Below are 19821 nucleotides of genomic sequence, written 5' to 3' on the forward strand. Positions count from 1 at the left end.
CCTGATCCAGCCCCGGCCGGTTACTGGGACTTGCGAACGCGCAGGTACCACTCGGACAGCAGACGGACCTGCTTCTCGGTATATCCACGATCGACCATTCGCGCCACGAAATCTTCATGCTTGCGCTGGTCGTTCGCGGAAGCCTTGGCATTGAACGAGATGACCGGCAGAAGCTCTTCGGTATTGGCAAACATCTTCTTCTCGATGACCCCCTTGAGCTTCTCGTAGGACTGCCAGCTGGGATTCATGCCGTTGTTCTGGGCACGGGCTCTCAGCACGAAGTTGACCACCTCGTGACGGAAGTCCTTGGGGTTGGAGATGCCTGCCGGCTTTTCGATCTTTTCCAGCTCCTCGTTGAGTGACTGGCGGTTGAACAGCTCGCCGGTCTCGGGATCACGATATTCCTGATCCTGAATCCAGAAGTCGGCGTAGGTAACGTAACGATCGAAGATGTTCTGACCGTATTCGCTGTACGACTCAAGATAAGCAGTCTGGATTTCCTTGCCGATGAAGTCGACGTAGCGCGGCGCCAGGAACTCCTTGATAAAGCGCAGGTAGCGATCATGGACTTCCTTGGGCAACTGCTCTTGCTCGAGCCGTTGTTCGAGGACATAGAGCAGATGCACCGGGTTGGCGGCGATCTCGTGGGTATCGAAGTTGAATACCTTGGACAGAATCTTGAAGGCAAAGCGTGTAGATAGCCCGTCCATGCCTTCATCGACTCCGGCGGCGTCGCGGTACTCCTGGATCGACTTGGCCTTGGGGTCGGTATCCTTGAGGTTCTCGCCGTCATAGACGCGCATCTTGGAATAGATACTGGAATTCTCGGGCTCCTTGAGGCGCGACAACACCGAGAACTGCGCCAGCATGCGCAACGTATCGGGTGCACACGGTGCCTGGTCGAGAGAGGAATGCTCGAGCAGCTTCTTGTAAATCTTGATCTCTTCGGAGACCCGCAGACAGTAAGGCACCTTGACGATGTAGACGCGGTCGAGGAAAGCCTCGTTGTTGCGGTTGTTGCGGAACTGCTGCCACTCGCTCTCGTTGGAGTGGGCAAGGACGATGCCGTCGAAAGGAATCGCGCCCATGCCTTCAGTGGGGTTGTAGTTGCCTTCCTGGGTGGCGGTCAGCAAGGGGTGCAGCACCTTGATCGGCGCTTTGAACATCTCGACGAATTCCATCAGCCCCTGGTTGGACTTGCACAGTCCACCGGAGAAACTGTAGGCATCCGGATCGTCTTGGGAATAGAGCTCAAGTTGGCGAATATCGACCTTGCCCACCAAGGAGGAAATGTCCTGGTTGTTCTCGTCGCCCGGCTCGGTCTTGGATACGGCAATCTGATTGAGGCGCGAGGGATACAACTTGACCACGCGGAACTCGGAAATGTCGCCACCGTATTCCTTGAGGCGCTTGGCCGCCCATGGCGACATGACGCTCTTCAGATAGCGCTGCGGAATCCCATATTCTTTTTCGAGGAGCTCGCCGTCCTCCTCGGGCGAAAACAGACCCAGCGGCGATTCATAGACGGGCGAGCCCTTGATGGCATAGAACGGTATCCGCTCTATCAATAGCTTGAGTCGCTCAGCCAGAGACGACTTACCGCCCCCTACCGGCCCCAACAGATACAGGATCTGCTTGCGTTCCTCCAGGCCCTGAGCTGCATGTCGGAAATACGCCACGATCTGTTCGATGGCCTCCTCCATACCGTAGAACTCGGAAAAGGCCGGATAACGACGGATGACCTTATTGGTGAAGATACGAGACAGACGTGAGTCCTTGGCGGTGTCGATCACCTCGGGCTCGCCAATGGCCTTCAACATGCGCTCTGCTGCCGACGCATAGGCAGCGGGGTCCGAACGACACAACTCCAGGTACTCCTGAAGACTCATTTCTTCCTGCTGAACCTTCTCATATCGGTTCTGCACGTGATCGAAGATACTCATTGAGGCCTCCTTGGATCGCGACCCCCGGTCGCAAGACAAACAGTCTGGGGTTTCCGGGCTGGCGTATTTATCAGCGTAGACGGATAAATCGGCCGGCGGAGGAGAGCGGGCCGCGAGTTTTCAACGCAACCCCGCGACGCTCCTCGTCTAAAGCTAAGAGCGCCGGGCGTCGCGTTGGTTCGCCGCTGCAAATAAGGAAGTTATGTAACGAAACGGATCAGACGGTCTCGAGGGCCTGGCGAATGTCAGCCAGCAGGGTGTCCAGCAGGTCAGTCGTGGTATTCCAGGCACAGACGAAGCGCGCGCCTCCAGCACCTATGAAGGTATAGAAGGTCCAGCCCCGCTCGCGTAACTGCGCCAAGACCGGCGGTGGCAGCTGCACGAAGACACTGTTGGCCTGGGTCGGGAACATCAGCTCGGCCCCAGGCAGGCTGCGCAAAGCATCGGCCAGATAGCGGGCCATGGCGTTGGCATGCTTGGCATTGCTCAGCCAGGCTCCGGTTTCCAGCAGTCCCAGCCAGGGCGCGGCAATGAAACGCATCTTGGATGCCAGTTGTCCGGCCTGCTTGCAGCGGTAGTCGAAGTCTTCAGCCAGTTCACGATTGAAGAACACGACGGCCTCGCCCATCGGCAGCCCGTTCTTGGTACCGGAAAAACACAATGCATCGACCCCGACCTGCCAGGTCAGCTCCGCCGGTGATGCCTCGAGTGACGCACAGGCATTGGCGAAACGGGCCCCATCCATATGCACGCGCAGGTCATACTTGTCGGCTACGGTACGGATCGCCAGCAGCTCCTCGCGATCATAGACGGTACCGACTTCGGTGGCCTGGGTGATCGACACGATTTTCGGCTTGGGGTAATGAATGTCGCTTCGCCGGGTCACCAGCCGCTCTATGCCCTCAGCATTGAGCTTGCCGTGCTCACCCGCGCTGGTGAGCAGCTTGGCGCCGTTAGAGAAGAATTCAGGCCCCCCGCATTCATCGGTCTCGATGTGCGCCAGCTCGTGGCAGATCACGCTATGGTAGCTCTGCCCCATGGCGGCAAGCGTGAGCGAGTTGGCCGCCGTACCGTTGAAAACGAAGAAAACCTCGCAATCATAATCAAACAGGCGACGAAAGCGATCAGTGGCACGCTGAGTCCAGCTGTCGTTACCGTAAGCGAGATCGTCGCAGGCATTGGCTTCGAGCAAGTAATCCAGCGCTTCGGGACAGATGCCCGAGGTGTTATCGCTGGCCAGAAAACGCGGGGAACAGTGGGGGGTCATGAGGTTTCCTTCTCTTTTCTTGTTCGCTACGGCGACCGGATACCATCGCCGCTCGTTCGGTGCGCGGCAGCGGATGGCCGCCAACGCCACAAGAGGTGCGGATCACACACCCTTTGCAGTCTATCATCGCCTAACGTGGACGAAAGTCTCAGCACGTTTCACAACGATGCTGCCAGACGTGTTCCCTGGTCAATGGCCCGCTTGGCATCCAGCTCCGCGGCGCGCTGCGCGCCCCCAATGATGTGTACGGTCCGCCCGGCATCACGCAGCGGCTCGACGAGATCGGTGACCGATTCCTGACCGGCACAGACCACCACATGATCGACATCAAGCACTCGTACCTTTCCATCGATTCGCACATGCAACCCACGATTGTCGATGCCTAGATACTCGCATCCTGCTAGCGTCTCGACTCCCCGATGGCGCAGCGATGCCCGGTGCACCCAGCCGGTTGTCGTGCCCAGCCCCTCGCCGGGCTTCGAGGCCTTGCGCTGAAGCAGATAGACCTGGCGAGGCACCTGCGGTGTAGCCGGCTCCATCAAGCCACCCGGCTGAGCCACCGACAGGTCCACACCCCATTCACGACACCAAGCCGCCGGCTCCAGTGTCGGGTTCCCGGCATGAGACAGGAGTTCGGCCACATCGAAGCCAACCCCTCCGGCACCGATAATGGCCACCCGCCGCCCGATGCGCTCGGGGTGGCGAAGCGCCGTCGGGTAATCGATGACCTTGGAATGATCGCTGCCTGGCAGGTCAACCCCCCGCGGGCGCACGCCAGTCGCCAGGACGACTTCGTCGTAGTCAGTCAAGGCAGCCGCATCCGCCGGTGTATTCAGCCTGACATCGACAGCGTAACGATCGAGCATGACCCGATAGTAGCGCAGCGTCTCGGCGAACTCCTCCTTGCCGGGAATCCGCCGCGCATAGTTGAACTGGCCGCCCAGCTCGTCGCCTCGCTCGAAGAGCACGACACGATGCCCTCGACTGGCCGCCGTGACGGCACAGGCCAGCCCCGCCGGCCCGGCACCGACCACGGCAATGGCCTTGGGCGTTGTCGTCGCCTCGATGACCAGTTCCGTCTCGTGACAGGCACGCGGGTTGACCAGGCACGAGGTCAGCTTGCCTTGAAAGGTGTGATCAAGGCAGGCCTGGTTGCAGGCGATACAGGTATTGATCTCCTCGGCGCGTCCAGCCTCGGCTTTTTTTACCCACTCAGGATCGGCCAGGAAGGGGCGTGCCATCGACACCATGTCGGCATGCCCTTCGTGCAGCACCCGCTCGGCAACATCCGGCATGTTAATCCGGTTGGTCGTGATCAACGGGATCGACAACTCGGCCTTCATACGCCGAGTTACTTCGGTGAACACCGCACGCGGCACGCTGGTGACGATGGTCGGGACGCGCGCTTCGTGCCAGCCGATGCCGGTATTGATCAGACTGGCCCCTGCAGCCTCGATGGCCCGTCCCAGCGTCACCACTTCCCCCCAGGTGCTGCCCTCTTCGACCAGATCCAGCATTGATAGGCGGAAGATAACCAGAAAATCCTCACCGAGCGCTGCCCGGATGCGGCGCACGATCTCCACAGGAAAACGAATGCGATTGGCGAATTCGCCACCCCACCGGTCTTTGCGTTGGTTAGTGCGCCGGCAGACGAACTGATTGACCAGGTAGCCTTCCGACCCCATGACCTCGACGCCATCGTAGCCTGCCGCCTGCGCAAGCCGTGCACAGCGCACGTAGTCTTCGATCTGTCGCTCAATGTCTGCTTCGCCAAGTTCGCGAGGTACGAACGGGTTGATCGGTGCCTGGAGTGGCGAGGGCGCGACCAGTGCGGGCGAATAGGCATAGCGTCCAGCATGCAGGATTTGCAAGCAGATACGCCCGCCTTCGGCATGCACCGCTTCGGTGACCGCTCGGTGTCGGGCAGATTCCTCGGCAGTGGTCAGCATGGCTGCGCCCTGAAAGACCGCCCCTTCCGGGTTTGGGGCGATACCTCCGGTGACGATCAGGGCCACACCCGCCTTGGCCCGTTCGGCGTAAAACACCGCCAATCGCGCAAATCCGTGTGGCGACTCTTCCAGATTGGTATGCATGGACCCCATCAGGATGCGGTTTCTGAGCGTCAGGTTGCCCACGCGCAAGGGGCGAAAAAGGTGCGGATACACGGTCACGGCGATTGCCTCGCTGAGCATTATTCATACGATTGTATGAACAGTGTAGCGATACCGACAAGTCACTCAATCCCGACCAAGGCCGCAGGCAGGACAAGATAACCCGCCGCAAACGCCATGGCGCGAAGATTCAGGCTCAGAAAAGGCTGGCAGGGGCCAAAACGACAAAACCCCGAACCGTATGGCTCAGGGTTGAAATCGACATCGATAATGGCGGACCGGACGGGACTCGAACCCGCGACCTCCGGCGTGACAGGCCGGCATTCTAACCGACTGAACTACCGGTCCGCGACACTGTATCGCGCGAAATGCATCGATACGGAACTTGCGACTGGGTGTGGCATTGCCAGGCAATACCGATTGGAAATGGCGGACCGGACGGGACTCGAACCCGCGACCTCCGGCGTGACAGGCCGGCATTCTAACCGACTGAACTACCGGTCCACTATATTTCCAGATTTACGCAAACGAGCCATGCCCTAAGGCGATGGTGGGTGGTACTGGGTTCGAACCAGTGACCCCCAGCTTGTAAGGCTGGTGCTCTCCCAACTGAGCTAACCACCCTCGGTCACGTGGCGCTGCATTCTACAGGGACACGGAGTAATGTCAACGCTTTTTATCAAAGGCCAACAATCGCGGTTTCCGTTTCGAATTCATCGGCTTGCTGTCATGAAGCCGGCAACGCCAATGGCAGCCTGCTCGATCAATTGGTTCTGGGTCAACCCTGATGATTTGCGGGGTTTCCAGTCATGTTCACCATCCTCGAGAAACGTGACCTTGGCGTTGCCGGGCAAATCATAGCCTTCGATCTCGTCCCGTGTGCCAAAGGGATCGCGCGTCCCCTGCAGCACCAGGGTCGGGCAGGTAATCCGGGGCCAGTGGGCCAGGCGCGTTCTTTCCGGCTTGCGCGGTGGATGGAAGGGGTAACCGCACAGGACCAAACCGGCCGTTTCCTGGCGGGATGCCACCAAACTGGCAACACGTCCACCCAGCGATTTTCCGCCAAGCCACAATGGCGGTAGATTGCGATGTGTCAGGATACCGCACCACTGGATCATTTCTTCGACGAGATGATCGACACTTGGCGGCGGACGACGCCGTTTTTCCCGACGTATTCTTTGCATGTAGGCGAATTCGATCGACAGTGTCTGCACGCCATTTCGACCCAGGTATTCTCGTAACCCTTGCATGAAACTCGAGTCCTGACCGGCCCCGGCCCCATGCGCCAGGAGCAGCCGCCCTACCCGTGGTTCACCCCACTTTTCCAGCGGCCCTATTCCTTCGATAAATAGTCGGGCATTTTGGTTATCAAGCAGCGCATCTAGCACGCAATTATCAGTCACGTGGCGCCAGCCATCGCGTTCGCTATAAGGCATTTTTCCTATTCTTTCGTCGTAGCCGGCGGGTCCGGCTTATTCAGGTTGGAGAAGGGCTAGGATAGAATTGCCAGCACTTGACCTGCATCATCATGTGAGCGGTCAACCTGGGGCAGAATGCCCCCGCGGGACGTCTCCCCACCACCGCGTTCGATGGGAACCTGACATGAACACAACATTTGAACACCCAACCTACAATTACAAGGTGGTTCGGCAGTTCGCTATCATGACCGTGGTATGGGGCATCATAGGCATGGGCCTGGGTGTCTTCATCGCTGCACAGCTGGTCTGGCCTGAACTGAACTTTGGCCTTCCGTGGACAAGCTTCGGCCGCCTGCGACCGTTACACACCAACATTGTAATCTTCGCCTTTGGCGGCTCGGCCCTGATGGCGACTTCCCTGTACGTCGTTCAGCGCACCTGTCAGACACGTCTGTTTTCCGATGGTTTAGCCGCCTTCGTGTTCTGGGGCTGGCAGACAGTGCTTGTGCTGGCGGTAATCACGCTACCCATGGGCTACACCACATCCAAGGAATACGCTGAACTGGAGTGGCCGATCGATATTCTGATCGTCGTGGTCTGGATCTCCTACGCCATCGTTTTCCTGGGAACCATCAAGCAGCGCAAGACCCCGCACATCTATGTGGCGAACTGGTTCTATGCGGCATTCATCCTGACCGTTGCGGTACTGCACATCGTCAATTCGGCAGAAGTGCCGGTTGGCTGGATGAACTCCTACTCGGCCTACGCCGGCGCCATCGATGCCATGGCCCAGTGGTGGTACGGGCACAATGCGGTCGGTTTTCTACTTACCGCCGGTTTTCTGGGCATGATGTACTACTTCGTTCCCAAACAGGCCGAACGTCCGATCTATTCCTATCGTCTGTCCATCGTGCACTTCTGGGCGCTGATCACCACGTACATGTGGGCCGGGTCGCACCACCTGCACTACACCGCCCTGCCCGACTGGGCTCAGTCATTGGGTATGATCATGTCGATCATCCTGCTGGCTCCCTCCTGGGGCGGCATGATCAACGGCATTATGACCTTGTCGGGGGCCTGGCATAAGCTGCGTACCGACCCGACCCTGCGCTTTCTGGTCGTGGCCCTGTCGTTCTACGGCATGTCGACCTTCGAAGGTCCGATGATGGCAGTCAAGACGGTCAATGCGCTGTCCCACTACACCGACTGGACCATCGGCCACGTACATGCAGGCGCTCTCGGCTGGGTCGCCATGATCACCATCGGCTCCATGTACCACCTGATTCCTCGCCTGTTCGGCGGCCAGGCCATGTACTCCGAGAAGCTTATCGCCGTTCACTTCTGGCTGGCGACGATCGGTACCGTTCTCTACATCACTTCCATGTGGGTCAACGGCATCATGCAGGGCCTGATGTGGCGCGCGGTGAATGCAGACGGCACGCTGATGTACACCTTCGTCGAAGCCCTCGAAGCCAGCCATCCAGGCTACGTCGTGCGCTGGATCGGTGGCTGCTTCTTCGTGGCCGGCATGCTACTGATGGCCTTCAACGTCTACATGACGGTGAAGCGTAGCGAACGCGAGCAGGCAACGATCGCGCAGACCGCTTGATCAATCGGGGAACCTGAGACTGATGAGACACGACATTGTAGAAAAGAACGTGGGTCTGCTCGCCGTCCTGATCCTGGTAGTGATCAGCCTGGGCGGCCTCGCCGAGATCGTGCCGCTGTTCTTCCAGAAGGAAACGACCCAACCAGTCGACGGACTGAAACCACTGTCAGCGCTGGAACTCGAAGGGCGCGACATCTACATCCGTGAAGGCTGTGTCGGCTGCCACTCGCAGATGATCCGCCCGTTCCGCGCCGAGACGGAGCGTTACGGCCACTACAGCGTGGCGGGGGAGTTCGTCTACGACCATCCCTTCCTGTGGGGCTCCAAGCGCACCGGCCCGGACCTGGCCCGTGTCGGCGGTCGCTACAGCGACGAGTGGCACCGAGCCCACCTTTACAACCCCCGCGACGTGGTACCGGAATCCAAGATGCCGAACTATCCATGGCTGTTCGAGCGTACGCTGACCGGTGAAAACACCGCCGATAAAATGCGTGCCCTGCGCAGCTTGGGCGTGCCGTATACCGACGAACAGATCGCCAACGCCACCAAGGCAGTCCGAGGCGAGCAGGAGATCACCGCGCTGGTGGCCTACCTGCAGCAGCTCGGCACCGTACTCAAGGACACGCGCTGAGCCATGGATATCGGAACGTTTCGCGGCATCACTACGCTGCTTATCATGATCGCCTTTATCGGCGTAGTGTTCTGGGCATACTCCAAGCGCCGCAAGAAAGATTTCGACGAGGCGAGCCACCTACCGTTTGCCGACGAGGAGGAAGGCGACGCCACATCCCGTGACCGCAACGGAGCACAGGACAAGGTATCGTCCCGCCATGATGAGGGAGACAAGAATTCATGAGTAACTTGTGGGGTGACTCCCTTTCCGGCTTCTGGAGCGTCTGGATCATCGTCATCACTCTGGGCACCATCGCGTTCTGCTGGTGGGTACTGTTTGCCAACCGCAAGACCGACAAGCAGCCCAACGAGTATGGCGAGGTCGAGACCACCGGGCACAGTGCCGACGGTATCGACGAATACGACAATCCGTTGCCGCGCTGGTGGTTCATGTTGTTCATCGGAACCATCGTGTTCTCGGTGGGCTACCTGCTGCTTTACCCAGGCTTGGGAAACTACAAGGGGCTGTTCGGCTGGACCCAGGAGAACCAGTGGGAGAAGGAGGTCGCCCATGCTCAGGAGCAGTACGCACCGATCTTTGCCAAATATCAGGAAACTCCCATCCCTGAACTGGCTCAGGATGCCGAGGCCATGCGCGTGGCCGAGCGCATCTATCTCAATAACTGTGCGGTGTGTCATGGCTCCAACGCACAGGGCGGCTATGGCTTCCCCGACCATACCGACAACGACTGGCTCTACGGCGGTACGCCCGAAGCCATTACGGCCAGTATCGCCGAGGGGCGTAATGGTCTGATGCCGGCCTGGCAGCAACTCGGTGAAGAGAACTTGCGCAATGTTGCCCACTACGTGCTGAGCCTGTCCGATGCCGAGCATGATGCCGACCTCGCGAGCCAGGGGGAGGCGATCTTCACCTCTGCCTGCGTGGCCTGCCACGGGCAGGATGCCAAGGGAATTCCCGCCATCGGCTCGGCCAACCTGACCGATGATATCTGGCTGTACCGCCAGCCCGGCCAGCCCGTGCTGGAATCGGTCCTCGAGACGCTGCGCAACGGCCGCAACGGCCATATGCCAGCCCAGGCCGCCTATATCGGGGAAGACAAGGTCCACCTTGTTTCCGCCTATATTTACAGCCTCTCCAATTGAGCTTTCCGGGTGCGTCCGGCGGTCGCACCCGGTCTTTTCTCCTATGCCAAAGCGCTAGAATTCTCTTGGTTCGAGAAGCGCACGCCAGAAAGCGCTTTCTGCCACCCGGCACCCTGCCTCACCATGACTCTTTGGTGGCTTCATGACGGACAAGATCCCGCTCCAGGATATGACCCCGGATCCTGCCGTGGGGACTCATTCCCCCCGGCACAGCGTATCCATGGATATGTATGCTAGCCGTAGGCATATTTATGTTCGAGAGATAAAGGGACTTTTCCAACGTCTTCGACGCAGCGCCAACTGGGTGCTGATGGCACTCTACTTCGGCATCCCCTGGCTCTGTTGGGAGGATCGCCAAGCCGTGCTGTTCGACCTGCCCTCGCGCGCCTTCCATATCTTCGGCGCAACGTTCTATCCGCAGGACTTCATGCTGCTGTCTTGGCTGCTGATCATCTGCGCCTTCGGACTGTTCCTGATCACCGTCTTCGCCGGTCGCGTGTGGTGTGGCTATACCTGCCCGCAAAGCGTATGGACCTGGCTTTTCATCTGGGTGGAACACATTACCGAAGGCTCTCGCCACCAGCGCATGAAGCTCGACAGACAGGCCATGGCCGCTAACAAGGCCCGCCGCAAGGGAGCCAAGCATGCCCTGTGGTTACTGATCGCCTTGGCTACGGGCCTGACCTTTGTCGGTTATTTCACCCCGATACGCGGCCTGGTGGCCGATTTCGCCACGTTCGACGTGGGAGGCTGGGCGCTGTTCTGGGCGGGGTTCTTCACTGTCTTTACCTACCTGAACGCCGGTTGGCTGCGCGAGCAGGTGTGTATCTACATGTGTCCCTATGCCCGTTTCCAGGCAGTCATGTTCGACAAGGACACGCTGGTCGTATCCTACGATGCGGCGCGTGGTGAGCCGCGTGGCTCGCGCAAGAAAATGGCCGACCCACGTGCCGAAGGCATCGGTGATTGCATCGACTGCGGCCTGTGCGTACAGGTCTGCCCCACCGGGATCGATATTCGCGACGGCCTGCAGTACGAATGCATTACTTGCGCGGCCTGCATCGACGCCTGCGACAGCGTCATGACCAGGATGAACTACCCGCGCGGGCTGATTCGCTATACCACCGAGCATGCTCTTGAAGGTCGCAAGACGCACATTTTGCGCCCACGCCTGCTCGGTTATCTGGCGGCACTCGTTATCATGATGGGCATGTTCGCCTGGATCGTGACCGATCGCCTGCCGCTGGACGTCGACATCGAGCGCGACCGTAACCAGCTCTACAACTTGACTCAGGAAGGCGACATTACCAATTTCTATACGCTGCAGATTCGCAACCTGGACGACGAAGCGCACCGTTACCGTATCGTGCCGGCAGGGCTGGAAGGGATCTATCTGATCGGTGACGATACCGTCTCCGTCGCTGCCCGCTCCAGCGCCACCCAGCCGCTGCAGCTTGCCGTCTCAGCCGACGCTATCGATGCACCCAGCGAAGCCATCGTCCTTCGTATCGAGGCGCTGGAAGACGCTGACATAACCCTGTCCAAGGAAGCCCGCTTCCTGGGGCAAGCCCGGAGATAACGATGACCGCACCGCGCCCCTGGTACAAAGAGTTCTGGCCCTGGTTCCTGCTCGGCATCCTGGGCCTGTCCGTGGTCATGGGGGTCACCTTCCTGGTGTTTTCCCTCATCGGTTTCGACGGCATGGTCGAGGACGATTACTACAAGCAAGGAATGGCCATCAACCAGGTGCTGGAGCAGGATCAGCGTGCCGCCGAACTGGGCATGCAAGCCGACCTGCGAATCGACGACCTGACCGGCGATGTCGTGGTTGAGCTGAAGGGACAGGCACGTCCCGAGCAGTTACGCCTCGAACTGATCTTTCCCACCCAGGGCAATCGAGACCAGAGCGTGACGCTCGAGCGTGTCCGCAACGGTCACTACGTCGGACAACTGCCGCATGCCCTGCAGTATCGCTGGTATCTGCACCTACAACCGGCCATCAGCGATCCCGACTGGCGCTTACGAGGTGAGATCGAGCTGCCTCGCAAATCTTCGCTAACGCTACGAGCCGATCGCAAACCGACATGAGCGTGATGACCGCCCCTGCCGGCAATACGATCTGTTGTTACCACTGTGGCGCCGAGGTACCGCAAAACGCTACGTGGCGGATCGAGCTCGATGGGCGCAGCCACCCGCTATGCTGCCCGGGCTGCGAAGCGGTGGCTCACGCTATCGTCGAGGGCGGGCTGGAAAGCTATTACCGATTCCGAACCGAACTGCCCGAGCGCCCCGGCGACCAAGACACCCAGCGGGCCGAAACATGGGCGGTGTTCGACGACCCGGAGCTGCAGCGCGAATTCGTTCATCCGACCGGGGATGACTCCCATCGTCAGGTGACGCTGGCCGTCGATGGCATTACCTGTGCCGCCTGCGCCTGGCTGATCGAGCATCGCCTCAACGCTATCGGTGGACTGGAATCCAGTGCGGTCAACCTCAGCCACCACCGCCTGCATGTGGTGTGGGATCCAGATCGCCTCAAGCTCTCGCGCATCCTCGCCGAGCTGGCCGCCATCGGCTACCCCTCACAGCCCTACGAGCCAGACCAGGCCCAACAGAAGTTGCAGCACGAGGAGCGCCAGGCAATCCGCCGCCTGATCGTCGCCGCGGTGGCGATGATGCAGGTCATGATGTTCGCCATCCCGCTGTATGTCGCCGGCCCCGACGACATGAGCGAGAGTTTTCACACACTCTTCCATTGGCTGTCCCTGGCCCTGGCTACTCCGGTGGTGGCGTTTTCCGCCCTGCCGTTTTTCCGCAATGCGCTGCGCGACCTGCGCACCCGTCACCTAGGCATGGACGTACCGGTCTCGCTGGCCATTCTCGGCGCCTACTTCGCCAGTGCCTACGCCGTGCTGAGTGGCAGCGGCGACGTCTATTTCGACTCGGTGACCATGTTCACCTTCTTTCTGCTGTTCAGTCGCTACATCGAGATGCGCGCACGTCGCCGCAACGGGCACAGCGGCAATGCCTTATTCGGTGTGCTGCCATCGAGTGCGGTTCGCCTTGAGACCGACAGCAGCGAGCGCGTCCTGCCGGCCAACCAGTTGCGCCCGGGCGACCGGGTGCGTGTGCCGCCCGGTCATGGCGTACCGGCCGACGGAGTGATCGTAAGTGGTCACTCCAGCCTGGACGAGTCGATGCTCACCGGTGAGCCGCTCCCGGTGGCCCGAGAGACCGGCGATGCCGTCACCGGCGGCAGTATTAACGTGGAAAGTGTGCTCGAGATCGAGGTGACCCGCGCCGGACGCGACGCACGCGCCGCCGGCATTCTGGAGCTCACCGACCGCGCCTTTGCCAGCCGGCCGCGCATCGCCGAACAGGCCTCGCGCATGGCCCATCACTTCGTGTTACGGCTGTTGGTCGTCACGCTTGGCGTGGTCATTGCCTGGAGCATCATTGATCCGTCGCGAGTGCTGTGGGTCACCCTCTCGGTGCTGGTCGTGACCTGCCCCTGCGCCCTTGCCCTGGCCACCCCCACGGCGCTCACTGCCTGCCACGGCCAGATGCGTCGACGTGGGGTGCTGGTCACCCGCGCCCACGCCATCGAAGGACTCTCCCAGGCGACCCGGATCGTGTTCGACAAGACCGGCACATTGACCGAGGGGCACATGCGCCTTCGGGAGACGCAAATCCTCGGCGACGCGCTAGACGTCCATCAGGCCGGCACGTTGGCGGCTGCCCTGGAAGCCCACTCCGAGCATCCCATCGCACGCGCCTTCCGCGACCTTCGCGACCCGTCGCTACGCGCCAGCAACGTGAGCAACCATACCGGCCAGGGCCTGGAGGGCGATATCAACGGGCAGCATTATCGACTGGGCCGCCCCGGCTTCGCCCTTGCTGCGCCGCCGTCGCCGCCGGCCAGCGCGGGACAATGGCTACTTCTGTCGCGCGGCAGCAGCGTCGAACACGCCGAGCCGCTAGCCTGGTTTCGGCTCGATGATTTACTGCGCGAAGACGCTCACGATACCGTTGCTGCGCTGCGCGAGGCCGGCCTGACCGTCGAGCTGTTGTCCGGCGATGGCCGGGCGGCCGTCGAAGCGCTGGCCGGTGAGGCAGGCATTACAACCTGGACCGCCGAAGCCACACCGGAAAGCAAGCTGACACACATCCAGGCGCTACAGGCTGCCGGCGAGCGTGTGGTCATGATCGGCGACGGCATCAATGATGTGCCGGTCCTCGCCGCTGCCGATGTATCGATAGCGATGAATGGCGCTACCGACCTGGCCCGCACCCGGGCGGATGCCGTATTGATGAGCCCTCGGCTGTGGCGTATCGTCGAAGCCATGACGCTGGCACGCCTGACCCGGCGCCTGATTCTCCAGAACCTGTCCTGGGCACTGTGCTACAACCTCTGTGCCCTGCCCTTGGCGGCCATGGGCCTGGTACCTCCCTGGGCTGCGGCGCTGGGCATGTCGGCCAGCTCGCTGATTGTTATCGGCAACGCACTGCGCCTCAGCCGTGCCCGGCTGTCAACTCCCTCACCGATGCCGTTGAGCGCCCCATGAGCATTCTCTATTTGCTGATTCCGCTGTCGCTGGTCCTGCTCGGCTTTGCCATCTGGGCTTTCTTCTGGGCGGTCAAGAGCGGCCAGTTCGACGATCTGGAAGGACCAGCACATCGCATCCTCTTCGATGAGGATGACAATGACCTCACGCCCGAGCAGCGTCAGCGGCGGCGGGAAGCTCTTCGGCGCCCGACCGACTTCGCTGCCGACGACACCCAGCGTGACGATACGCCGCCTTCCGGCGAGTCACGTTGATGAACCCTACCGGACTTGACCTGCCACCGCTGGCTGCGGCGCTCGTCTTCGGCTTGCTGGGCGGGGCCCACTGCATCGGCATGTGCGGCGGGATCATGAGTGCCCTGACCTTCGCCGTCCCGCCCAGTATGCGCAACCCGGCCCGGCTGGGCGGCCTGCTGCTGGGCTATAACCTGGGCCGCATCTCCAGCTACATGCTCGCCGGAGCGTTGGCTGCCAGCCTGGGAACGCTTCTGGGTAGCGCCCATGGCATACTGCGCCTGGCCCTGCAGGTGCTGGCTGCCGTGATGCTGATACTCATGGCACTTTACTTGGCCAACTGGTGGCGAGGGCTAACCCATGTCGAGGCTCTGGGCCGCCGGCTCTGGCGTCACCTCGAACCGGTGGGTCGCCGCCTGATGCCGGTCGTCAGAATTCCTCAGGCCATCGCCCTTGGCGCCGTGTGGGGCTGGCTACCCTGCGGGCTGGTCTATTCGATGCTCGCCTGGAGCCTCGCCGGTGGCGATCCTTGGCGGGGAGCAGCGCTGATGGGCGCGTTCGGACTGGGGACTCTTCCTGCATTGCTGGTCACCGGCGTGGCCGCCCGTCAGATGGCGGCGCTGATTCGACATCCCGCCACACGCAGCGTCGCCGCCGTACTGATCATTGCATTCGCGACATGGCAACTCTGTCAACTGTGGCCGGACACACACGATATGCCGACATCGACACCGCATTCACACGCTCATTGATCCGGATCACGAGTCAGCCGTACGAACGACAGACCGCGAATCGAAACGCCCCCGACCGTAGTGGCCGAGGGCGTTGTCGTAATGAGCCTTAGAACCGGGCTGTGCTGACGCTCAGGCCTCTCTGGCCAGCAGGTCGAAGGCATCGATACGATTAGCCTGCAGGGTTTCACGCTTGGCCTCGAGCCCCTGAAAGTCGAACAGGTCGCGATCGGCGAGCTGTGATGGCGCCACGTTGGTAACCGCCTTGAACATCGTCTCGAGACGTCCCGGATGCTTCTTCTCCCACTCGGCGAGCATCTCCTTGACCACCTGACGTTGCAGGTTGGGCTGCGAGCCGCACAGGTTGCAGGGAATGATCGGGAATTCCATCAGCCGCGCAAACTCGGCGATGTCGGCCTCCTTGCAGTAGGCCAGCGGTCGGATGACGATATTCTTGCCATCGTCGGAAAGCAGCTTGGGTGGCATCGCCTTGAGCGTGCCGCCGTAGAACATGTTGAGAAACAGTGTCTCGAGGATATCCTCGCGATGATGCCCCAAAGCCACCTTGGTCGCCCCGATCTCCTCGGCGAACCCATAGAGCGAACCGCGACGCAGACGTGAGCAAAGCGCGCATGTCGTCTTGCCTTCCGGTGTCTTCTCCTTGACCACCGAGTAGGTGTCGCGCTCGAGGATATGGTACGGCACGCCAATGCCTTCAAGGTACTCGGGCAGGACATGCTCGGGAAAACCGGGCTGTTTCTGGTCGAGATTAACCGCCACCAGTTCGAAATCTACCGGTGCATTGCGCTGCAAATTGCACAGGATCTCCAGCATAGTGTAGGAGTCCTTGCCACCGGACAGACAGACCATGACCTTGTCGCCGTCTTCGATCATTCCATAATCAATGATCGCGTTGCCGACCTGGCGACGCAGGCGCTTCTGGAGTTTATTGAACTCGCGTTTCTGGGTACCGGTGAGTTCCAGCATGATGAGACGACACGCAGTGAAAAAGATGGCCGACTATGCTACCACCGCCCCCGCCGACATGCGATGGCCCCCGGTGCTCCCGCCCTGCTGGCGTTAGCGGCAACTCACGCTTAAACAGGCTAGCACGCTTCAAGCGCCCCTTTGGTCAATCGCAAGTACATGAGTGCGGTGGTAGTCGCGTCACCGAGTGCAGTATGCCGCCCCATGACCGGAACATTCAGCGCCTTGGCAATGCTTTCAAAGCCCAGGTGCGGCTCCAGGTGTGGGCGTATCCGGCGCAGCTCGCGCTGATAGATCTGCGCCATATCGATACTGACGTTGGGCAGGTCGAAGCCGAACAGCGGACGCACATGACGATTGATGACATTGACGTCGTAATCGACACACCACCCCAGCAACGGCCGGTTGCCGATAAAGTCGATGAACTGCTCCAGGGCCGCCTGAAGCGACTCGCCTTCCTCGAGGTCGACACCACGCAGGCGATGGATGCGTATCGAGTCTCCGGTCAGGCTATCGGGCTGCTGCAGACGCAAGTCCAGCGCATCGCTGGTCAGCACATGGTCGCCCTTGATGCGTACCGCAGCGATCGATACCAGTTCGGCAGTCTTGGGGTCGAGGCCAGTGGTCTCGCAATCGATAGCGACCAACTCATCGCCGGTGTAAGGGTTGAACAGCCAACCATAGCGGCCATTGGCCTGCTTGCGGCGGTCGGCAGCGCGCCGTAGTGATTTGATCATAGATAGGCCTCCTGCCTAAATGTGACTTCCCTGAAGTATCGGCTCATGGGCTTCATGATGGGTGACCTCAGTATTCGAGATGAAAGCGGTGCGACAGGCGCTGCTGGAAATCCTTGACGATATGCAGTGCCTCGCGCAAAAGGTCACGTTCCAGAGAAGACAGTGACTGCACGACCACCAGGTTGGGGTCGTTGTCAGCCCTGCCTTTACCATCGAGACGAGCCAGTTGTTGCTTTAGACGCAACTCGGTAAACAGCGATAGGGCTTCGCCGAGGTCGGCGGCAAATTCCGGCTCGAGGCGCCCCTGTGCAGCCAGTGCGTCCAACCGCCCCAGCGTCGAGGTCGGCTGTGTCCGGCATTCCAGTGCCAGCGTTCGAACGCCTTGAACAATGGGAAAGATGCCGCCCTTCTTGATATCGATGCCGTGCGCCGGCCGCTTGAGCGATCCGAACAACGTCAGCGGAGCGGCAAAGCGCAAGGCCATCTTGGCGAAGTACGACAGAAAGATTTCATCGTGCGAACAGCTATCGAACAAATGCCGGCGAATCCCATCCAGCAACTGAACATTGCCGGCAACGGCGTGGGCATCGAGCATGATCGCTATATTCATCAGCGAGGCGCCGTCACGACGTTCGACCCAACGCGAAATGGTTTGTCGCCATCCCGACTCGCTATTCACCCATTCAGGATTGGACACCATGATATTGCCGGGACAAGGCGGGTAACCCAGCTTGTACAGGGTTTCGGTCAGTCGCTGCATGTCCGCGGCGCATGCCGGCCAGTCGCTGCCATCCTTGAGCACCAGGGCATTGTCCTGGTCGGTCTTGAGAATCTGCTCGCCACGACCTTCGCTGCCCATGACGATAAAACAGCTCTGCGATTGCTGCTGCGGGGGGATCAGAAATTGGAAAGCCTTACTGATAATGCGCCCGTTGAGGGCAGCCAGCAGATCCATGGCGAAGTTCAATTTCACGCCCTGGGACATCAGTGCCTTGACCAACTCTGGCAGGCGCGCACTGGCTCTTGCCAGCGCATCGAGATTTTCGGCTTGTTCAACCTCCAGACTGACCACGTAGGAGCGACTGGAGAAATAGCTCAGTACATCGGTAAGCTCGACGACCCCGATAGGCGTGTCGCTTTCCATCACGACCACCCGTGCCACATCGTGACGAGTCATGCTGACCAATGCTTGGAACAGGTAGTCCTCCGGCCGTGCCGTAACCAGAGTGAAATGGGCGATGCTCAGCACCGGGCTGCCACGCTCGAGCCCCTGAAGAATAAGCGCATTGAGCAGGTCGGTCTTGGTCACGATGCCGACGCGCCCCGCGGCCCTGACCAGTAGGCTATCGGCATGCTGATCGTTGAGCATGGCCACCGCTTCGGCCACGGTGGTGGACTCGGTGACAATGCAGGGGGTGCGCATGCATTCGGCCACACGGGCCAGCATGAAGCCCGCCATGGAAACCCCGTCCGAGGCTCTGCGCTCGACGAGCAGACGCGCCTTGCTGGCCAGACTCTCACGAAAAAAGTCACCAAACGCCGGGTAGACTTCACACAACTGCTCGAACAGGGCCTTGGGCAATAAATAGCAGAGCGTTTCCTGCTCGGTCTTGAAGCGGTAGCGGCTCTGGCCGTTCAGGATACTGATGGCTCCGAACACATCGCCAGCCGTGTAGTGCCCGATACGTGCCCGGGCATTGGGTAGCGTCGTGTCCAGTTCGGCGACTTCGCCCTTGTGAATGATGAATACGAACTCGCCGGGCTGGCCGGCGTCCAGAATGACCTCTCCCGTATCGAAGTAGGCCATGTCCACGCCATTTGCCACTCTTGCTCTGCCGGCCTCGTCGAGGAGCGAGAAAGGTGCTTGTGAAAGATCGATGTCGACCATCATGTCGCCCTCATGACGGCTTCACCCCGCTGACAACCACGAGCAGGCGAGCCATGAACCTTGCTACGCAGGCCTTCATCGATACGGAAGTTGCCTCGAAACGCAACGTGAAAGCTCGGACGTCCTTGTCGACCTGATGCGTTGGTCAACATCACTTTGAACAAAAGACAAGAGTGCCAGACATTCGAGCGTCTCCACTTCACTCTTATCTGCCAATAGACAGAATAAAGCTAGGATACCAGCCTCGCTTCTTTCAACTGAACATAGACCAATGTTCAAGGGGATATCTTGTTAGACTATTGTCCTAGCCATGAGCGCCTATACCATCGTCCTATTCAGAAACCCTTGCTTGTTTCCCTAAAACCGAACTATAAAGCAAGCCATTGATATAAAAACAAAACATTCGAAGCCTATTGCATCGGCTTTATTTCATAAGACCAAAGTATGGGATTTTATTTTTTCCTGATGTTGACCACTATTGCCTACGTGCCTTATTAGGGCAATTCCATGTGAGAGCAGATAAAAAACTGAACCTTCACATCATGTAACAACGACT

General features: G+C 60.0%; 16 protein-coding genes and 3 tRNA genes. 9 read left to right on the forward strand and 10 right to left on the reverse strand.

Features of this window, described 5'->3' with window-relative positions; genetic code table 11:
• Nucleotides 1-20 precede the first annotated feature (20 nt).
• The 7 genes from F568_RS0101440 to F568_RS0101470 form a co-directional block, all read right to left on the reverse strand.
• Entirely contained in the window at nucleotides 21-1943 is a 1923-nt protein-coding gene (locus tag F568_RS0101440; protein WP_019016919.1) for a PrkA family serine protein kinase, read from the reverse strand.
• Between the two features lie 217 nt (nucleotides 1944-2160).
• Complete coding sequence (locus tag F568_RS0101445) at nucleotides 2161-3210, reverse strand: threonine aldolase family protein (protein WP_019016920.1); 1050 nt, start codon at nucleotides 3208-3210, stop codon at nucleotides 2161-2163.
• Nucleotides 3211-3368: 158 nt separating this feature from the next.
• Nucleotides 3369-5402, reverse strand: coding sequence for an NADPH-dependent 2,4-dienoyl-CoA reductase (locus tag F568_RS0101450; protein ID WP_019016921.1), 2034 nt, complete (start codon nucleotides 5400-5402; stop codon nucleotides 3369-3371).
• Between the two features lie 190 nt (nucleotides 5403-5592).
• Nucleotides 5593-5669: transfer RNA gene (locus F568_RS0101455), tRNA-Asp, on the reverse strand.
• A gap of 79 nt (nucleotides 5670-5748) precedes the next feature.
• Nucleotides 5749-5825, reverse strand: a tRNA-Asp gene (locus F568_RS0101460).
• 44 nt (nucleotides 5826-5869) lie between these two features.
• Nucleotides 5870-5945 (reverse strand) — tRNA-Val (locus tag F568_RS0101465).
• Between the two features lie 89 nt (nucleotides 5946-6034).
• Nucleotides 6035-6757: an alpha/beta family hydrolase gene (locus tag F568_RS0101470; protein WP_019016922.1), complete on the reverse strand. Its 723-nt coding sequence runs from the start codon at nucleotides 6755-6757 to the stop codon at nucleotides 6035-6037.
• A gap of 166 nt (nucleotides 6758-6923) precedes the next feature.
• Between F568_RS0101470 and ccoN the strand changes: the two genes are divergently transcribed.
• The 9 genes from ccoN (at nucleotide 6924) to F568_RS0101515 (ending at nucleotide 15674) form a co-directional block, all read left to right on the forward strand.
• Entirely contained in the window at nucleotides 6924-8348 is a 1425-nt protein-coding gene (gene ccoN / locus F568_RS0101475) for a cytochrome-c oxidase, cbb3-type subunit I (RefSeq protein ID WP_019016923.1), read from the forward strand.
• A gap of 22 nt (nucleotides 8349-8370) precedes the next feature.
• Complete coding sequence (gene ccoO, locus F568_RS0101480; RefSeq protein ID WP_019016924.1) at nucleotides 8371-8979, forward strand: cytochrome-c oxidase, cbb3-type subunit II; 609 nt, start codon at nucleotides 8371-8373, stop codon at nucleotides 8977-8979.
• 3 nt (nucleotides 8980-8982) lie between these two features.
• Nucleotides 8983-9204 (forward strand): CcoQ/FixQ family Cbb3-type cytochrome c oxidase assembly chaperone, encoded by a 222-nt coding sequence (locus F568_RS0101485; RefSeq protein WP_019016925.1) that lies wholly within the window; start codon nucleotides 8983-8985, stop codon nucleotides 9202-9204.
• Nucleotides 9201-10124: a cytochrome-c oxidase, cbb3-type subunit III gene (gene ccoP, locus F568_RS0101490; RefSeq protein ID WP_019016926.1), complete on the forward strand. Its 924-nt coding sequence runs from the start codon at nucleotides 9201-9203 to the stop codon at nucleotides 10122-10124. Before F568_RS0101485 ends, ccoP begins: the two co-directional genes overlap by 4 nt.
• A 142-nt stretch (nucleotides 10125-10266) precedes the next feature.
• Entirely contained in the window at nucleotides 10267-11703 is a 1437-nt protein-coding gene (gene ccoG, locus F568_RS0101495) for a cytochrome c oxidase accessory protein CcoG (RefSeq protein WP_083932952.1), read from the forward strand.
• A 2-nt stretch (nucleotides 11704-11705) separates the two neighbouring features.
• Entirely contained in the window at nucleotides 11706-12212 is a 507-nt protein-coding gene (locus F568_RS0101500) for a FixH family protein (protein WP_019016928.1), read from the forward strand.
• A 5-nt stretch (nucleotides 12213-12217) separates the two neighbouring features.
• Complete coding sequence (locus tag F568_RS0101505) at nucleotides 12218-14689, forward strand: heavy metal translocating P-type ATPase (RefSeq protein WP_019016929.1); 2472 nt, start codon at nucleotides 12218-12220, stop codon at nucleotides 14687-14689.
• Nucleotides 14686-14943, forward strand: coding sequence for a cbb3-type cytochrome oxidase assembly protein CcoS (gene ccoS / locus F568_RS21950; protein ID WP_019016930.1), 258 nt, complete (start codon nucleotides 14686-14688; stop codon nucleotides 14941-14943). Before F568_RS0101505 ends, ccoS begins: the two co-directional genes overlap by 4 nt.
• Nucleotides 14943-15674: a sulfite exporter TauE/SafE family protein gene (locus F568_RS0101515; protein ID WP_019016931.1), complete on the forward strand. Its 732-nt coding sequence runs from the start codon at nucleotides 14943-14945 to the stop codon at nucleotides 15672-15674. The genes ccoS and F568_RS0101515 overlap by 1 nt, the downstream gene beginning before the upstream one ends.
• 111 nt (nucleotides 15675-15785) lie before the next feature.
• Here the strand turns inward: F568_RS0101515 and ttcA are convergent, their stop codons facing one another.
• The 3 genes from ttcA to F568_RS0101530 form a co-directional block, all read right to left on the reverse strand.
• Nucleotides 15786-16640, reverse strand: a complete 855-nt coding sequence (ttcA, locus tag F568_RS0101520; protein ID WP_019016932.1) for a tRNA 2-thiocytidine(32) synthetase TtcA — start codon at nucleotides 16638-16640, stop codon at nucleotides 15786-15788.
• Between the two features lie 119 nt (nucleotides 16641-16759).
• Nucleotides 16760-17377, reverse strand: coding sequence for a 3'-5' exonuclease (locus F568_RS0101525; protein WP_019016933.1), 618 nt, complete (start codon nucleotides 17375-17377; stop codon nucleotides 16760-16762).
• A 67-nt stretch (nucleotides 17378-17444) separates the two neighbouring features.
• On the reverse strand, nucleotides 17445-19265 hold the full coding sequence (locus F568_RS0101530; RefSeq protein ID WP_026300262.1) for a DUF294 nucleotidyltransferase-like domain-containing protein: 1821 nt from the start codon (nucleotides 19263-19265) through the stop codon (nucleotides 17445-17447).
• Nucleotides 19266-19821 lie beyond the last annotated feature (556 nt).

Source organism: Modicisalibacter luteus DSM 23508 (genome assembly GCF_000378505.1).
Taxonomy (GTDB): Bacteria; Pseudomonadota; Gammaproteobacteria; order Pseudomonadales; family Halomonadaceae; genus Modicisalibacter; species Modicisalibacter luteus.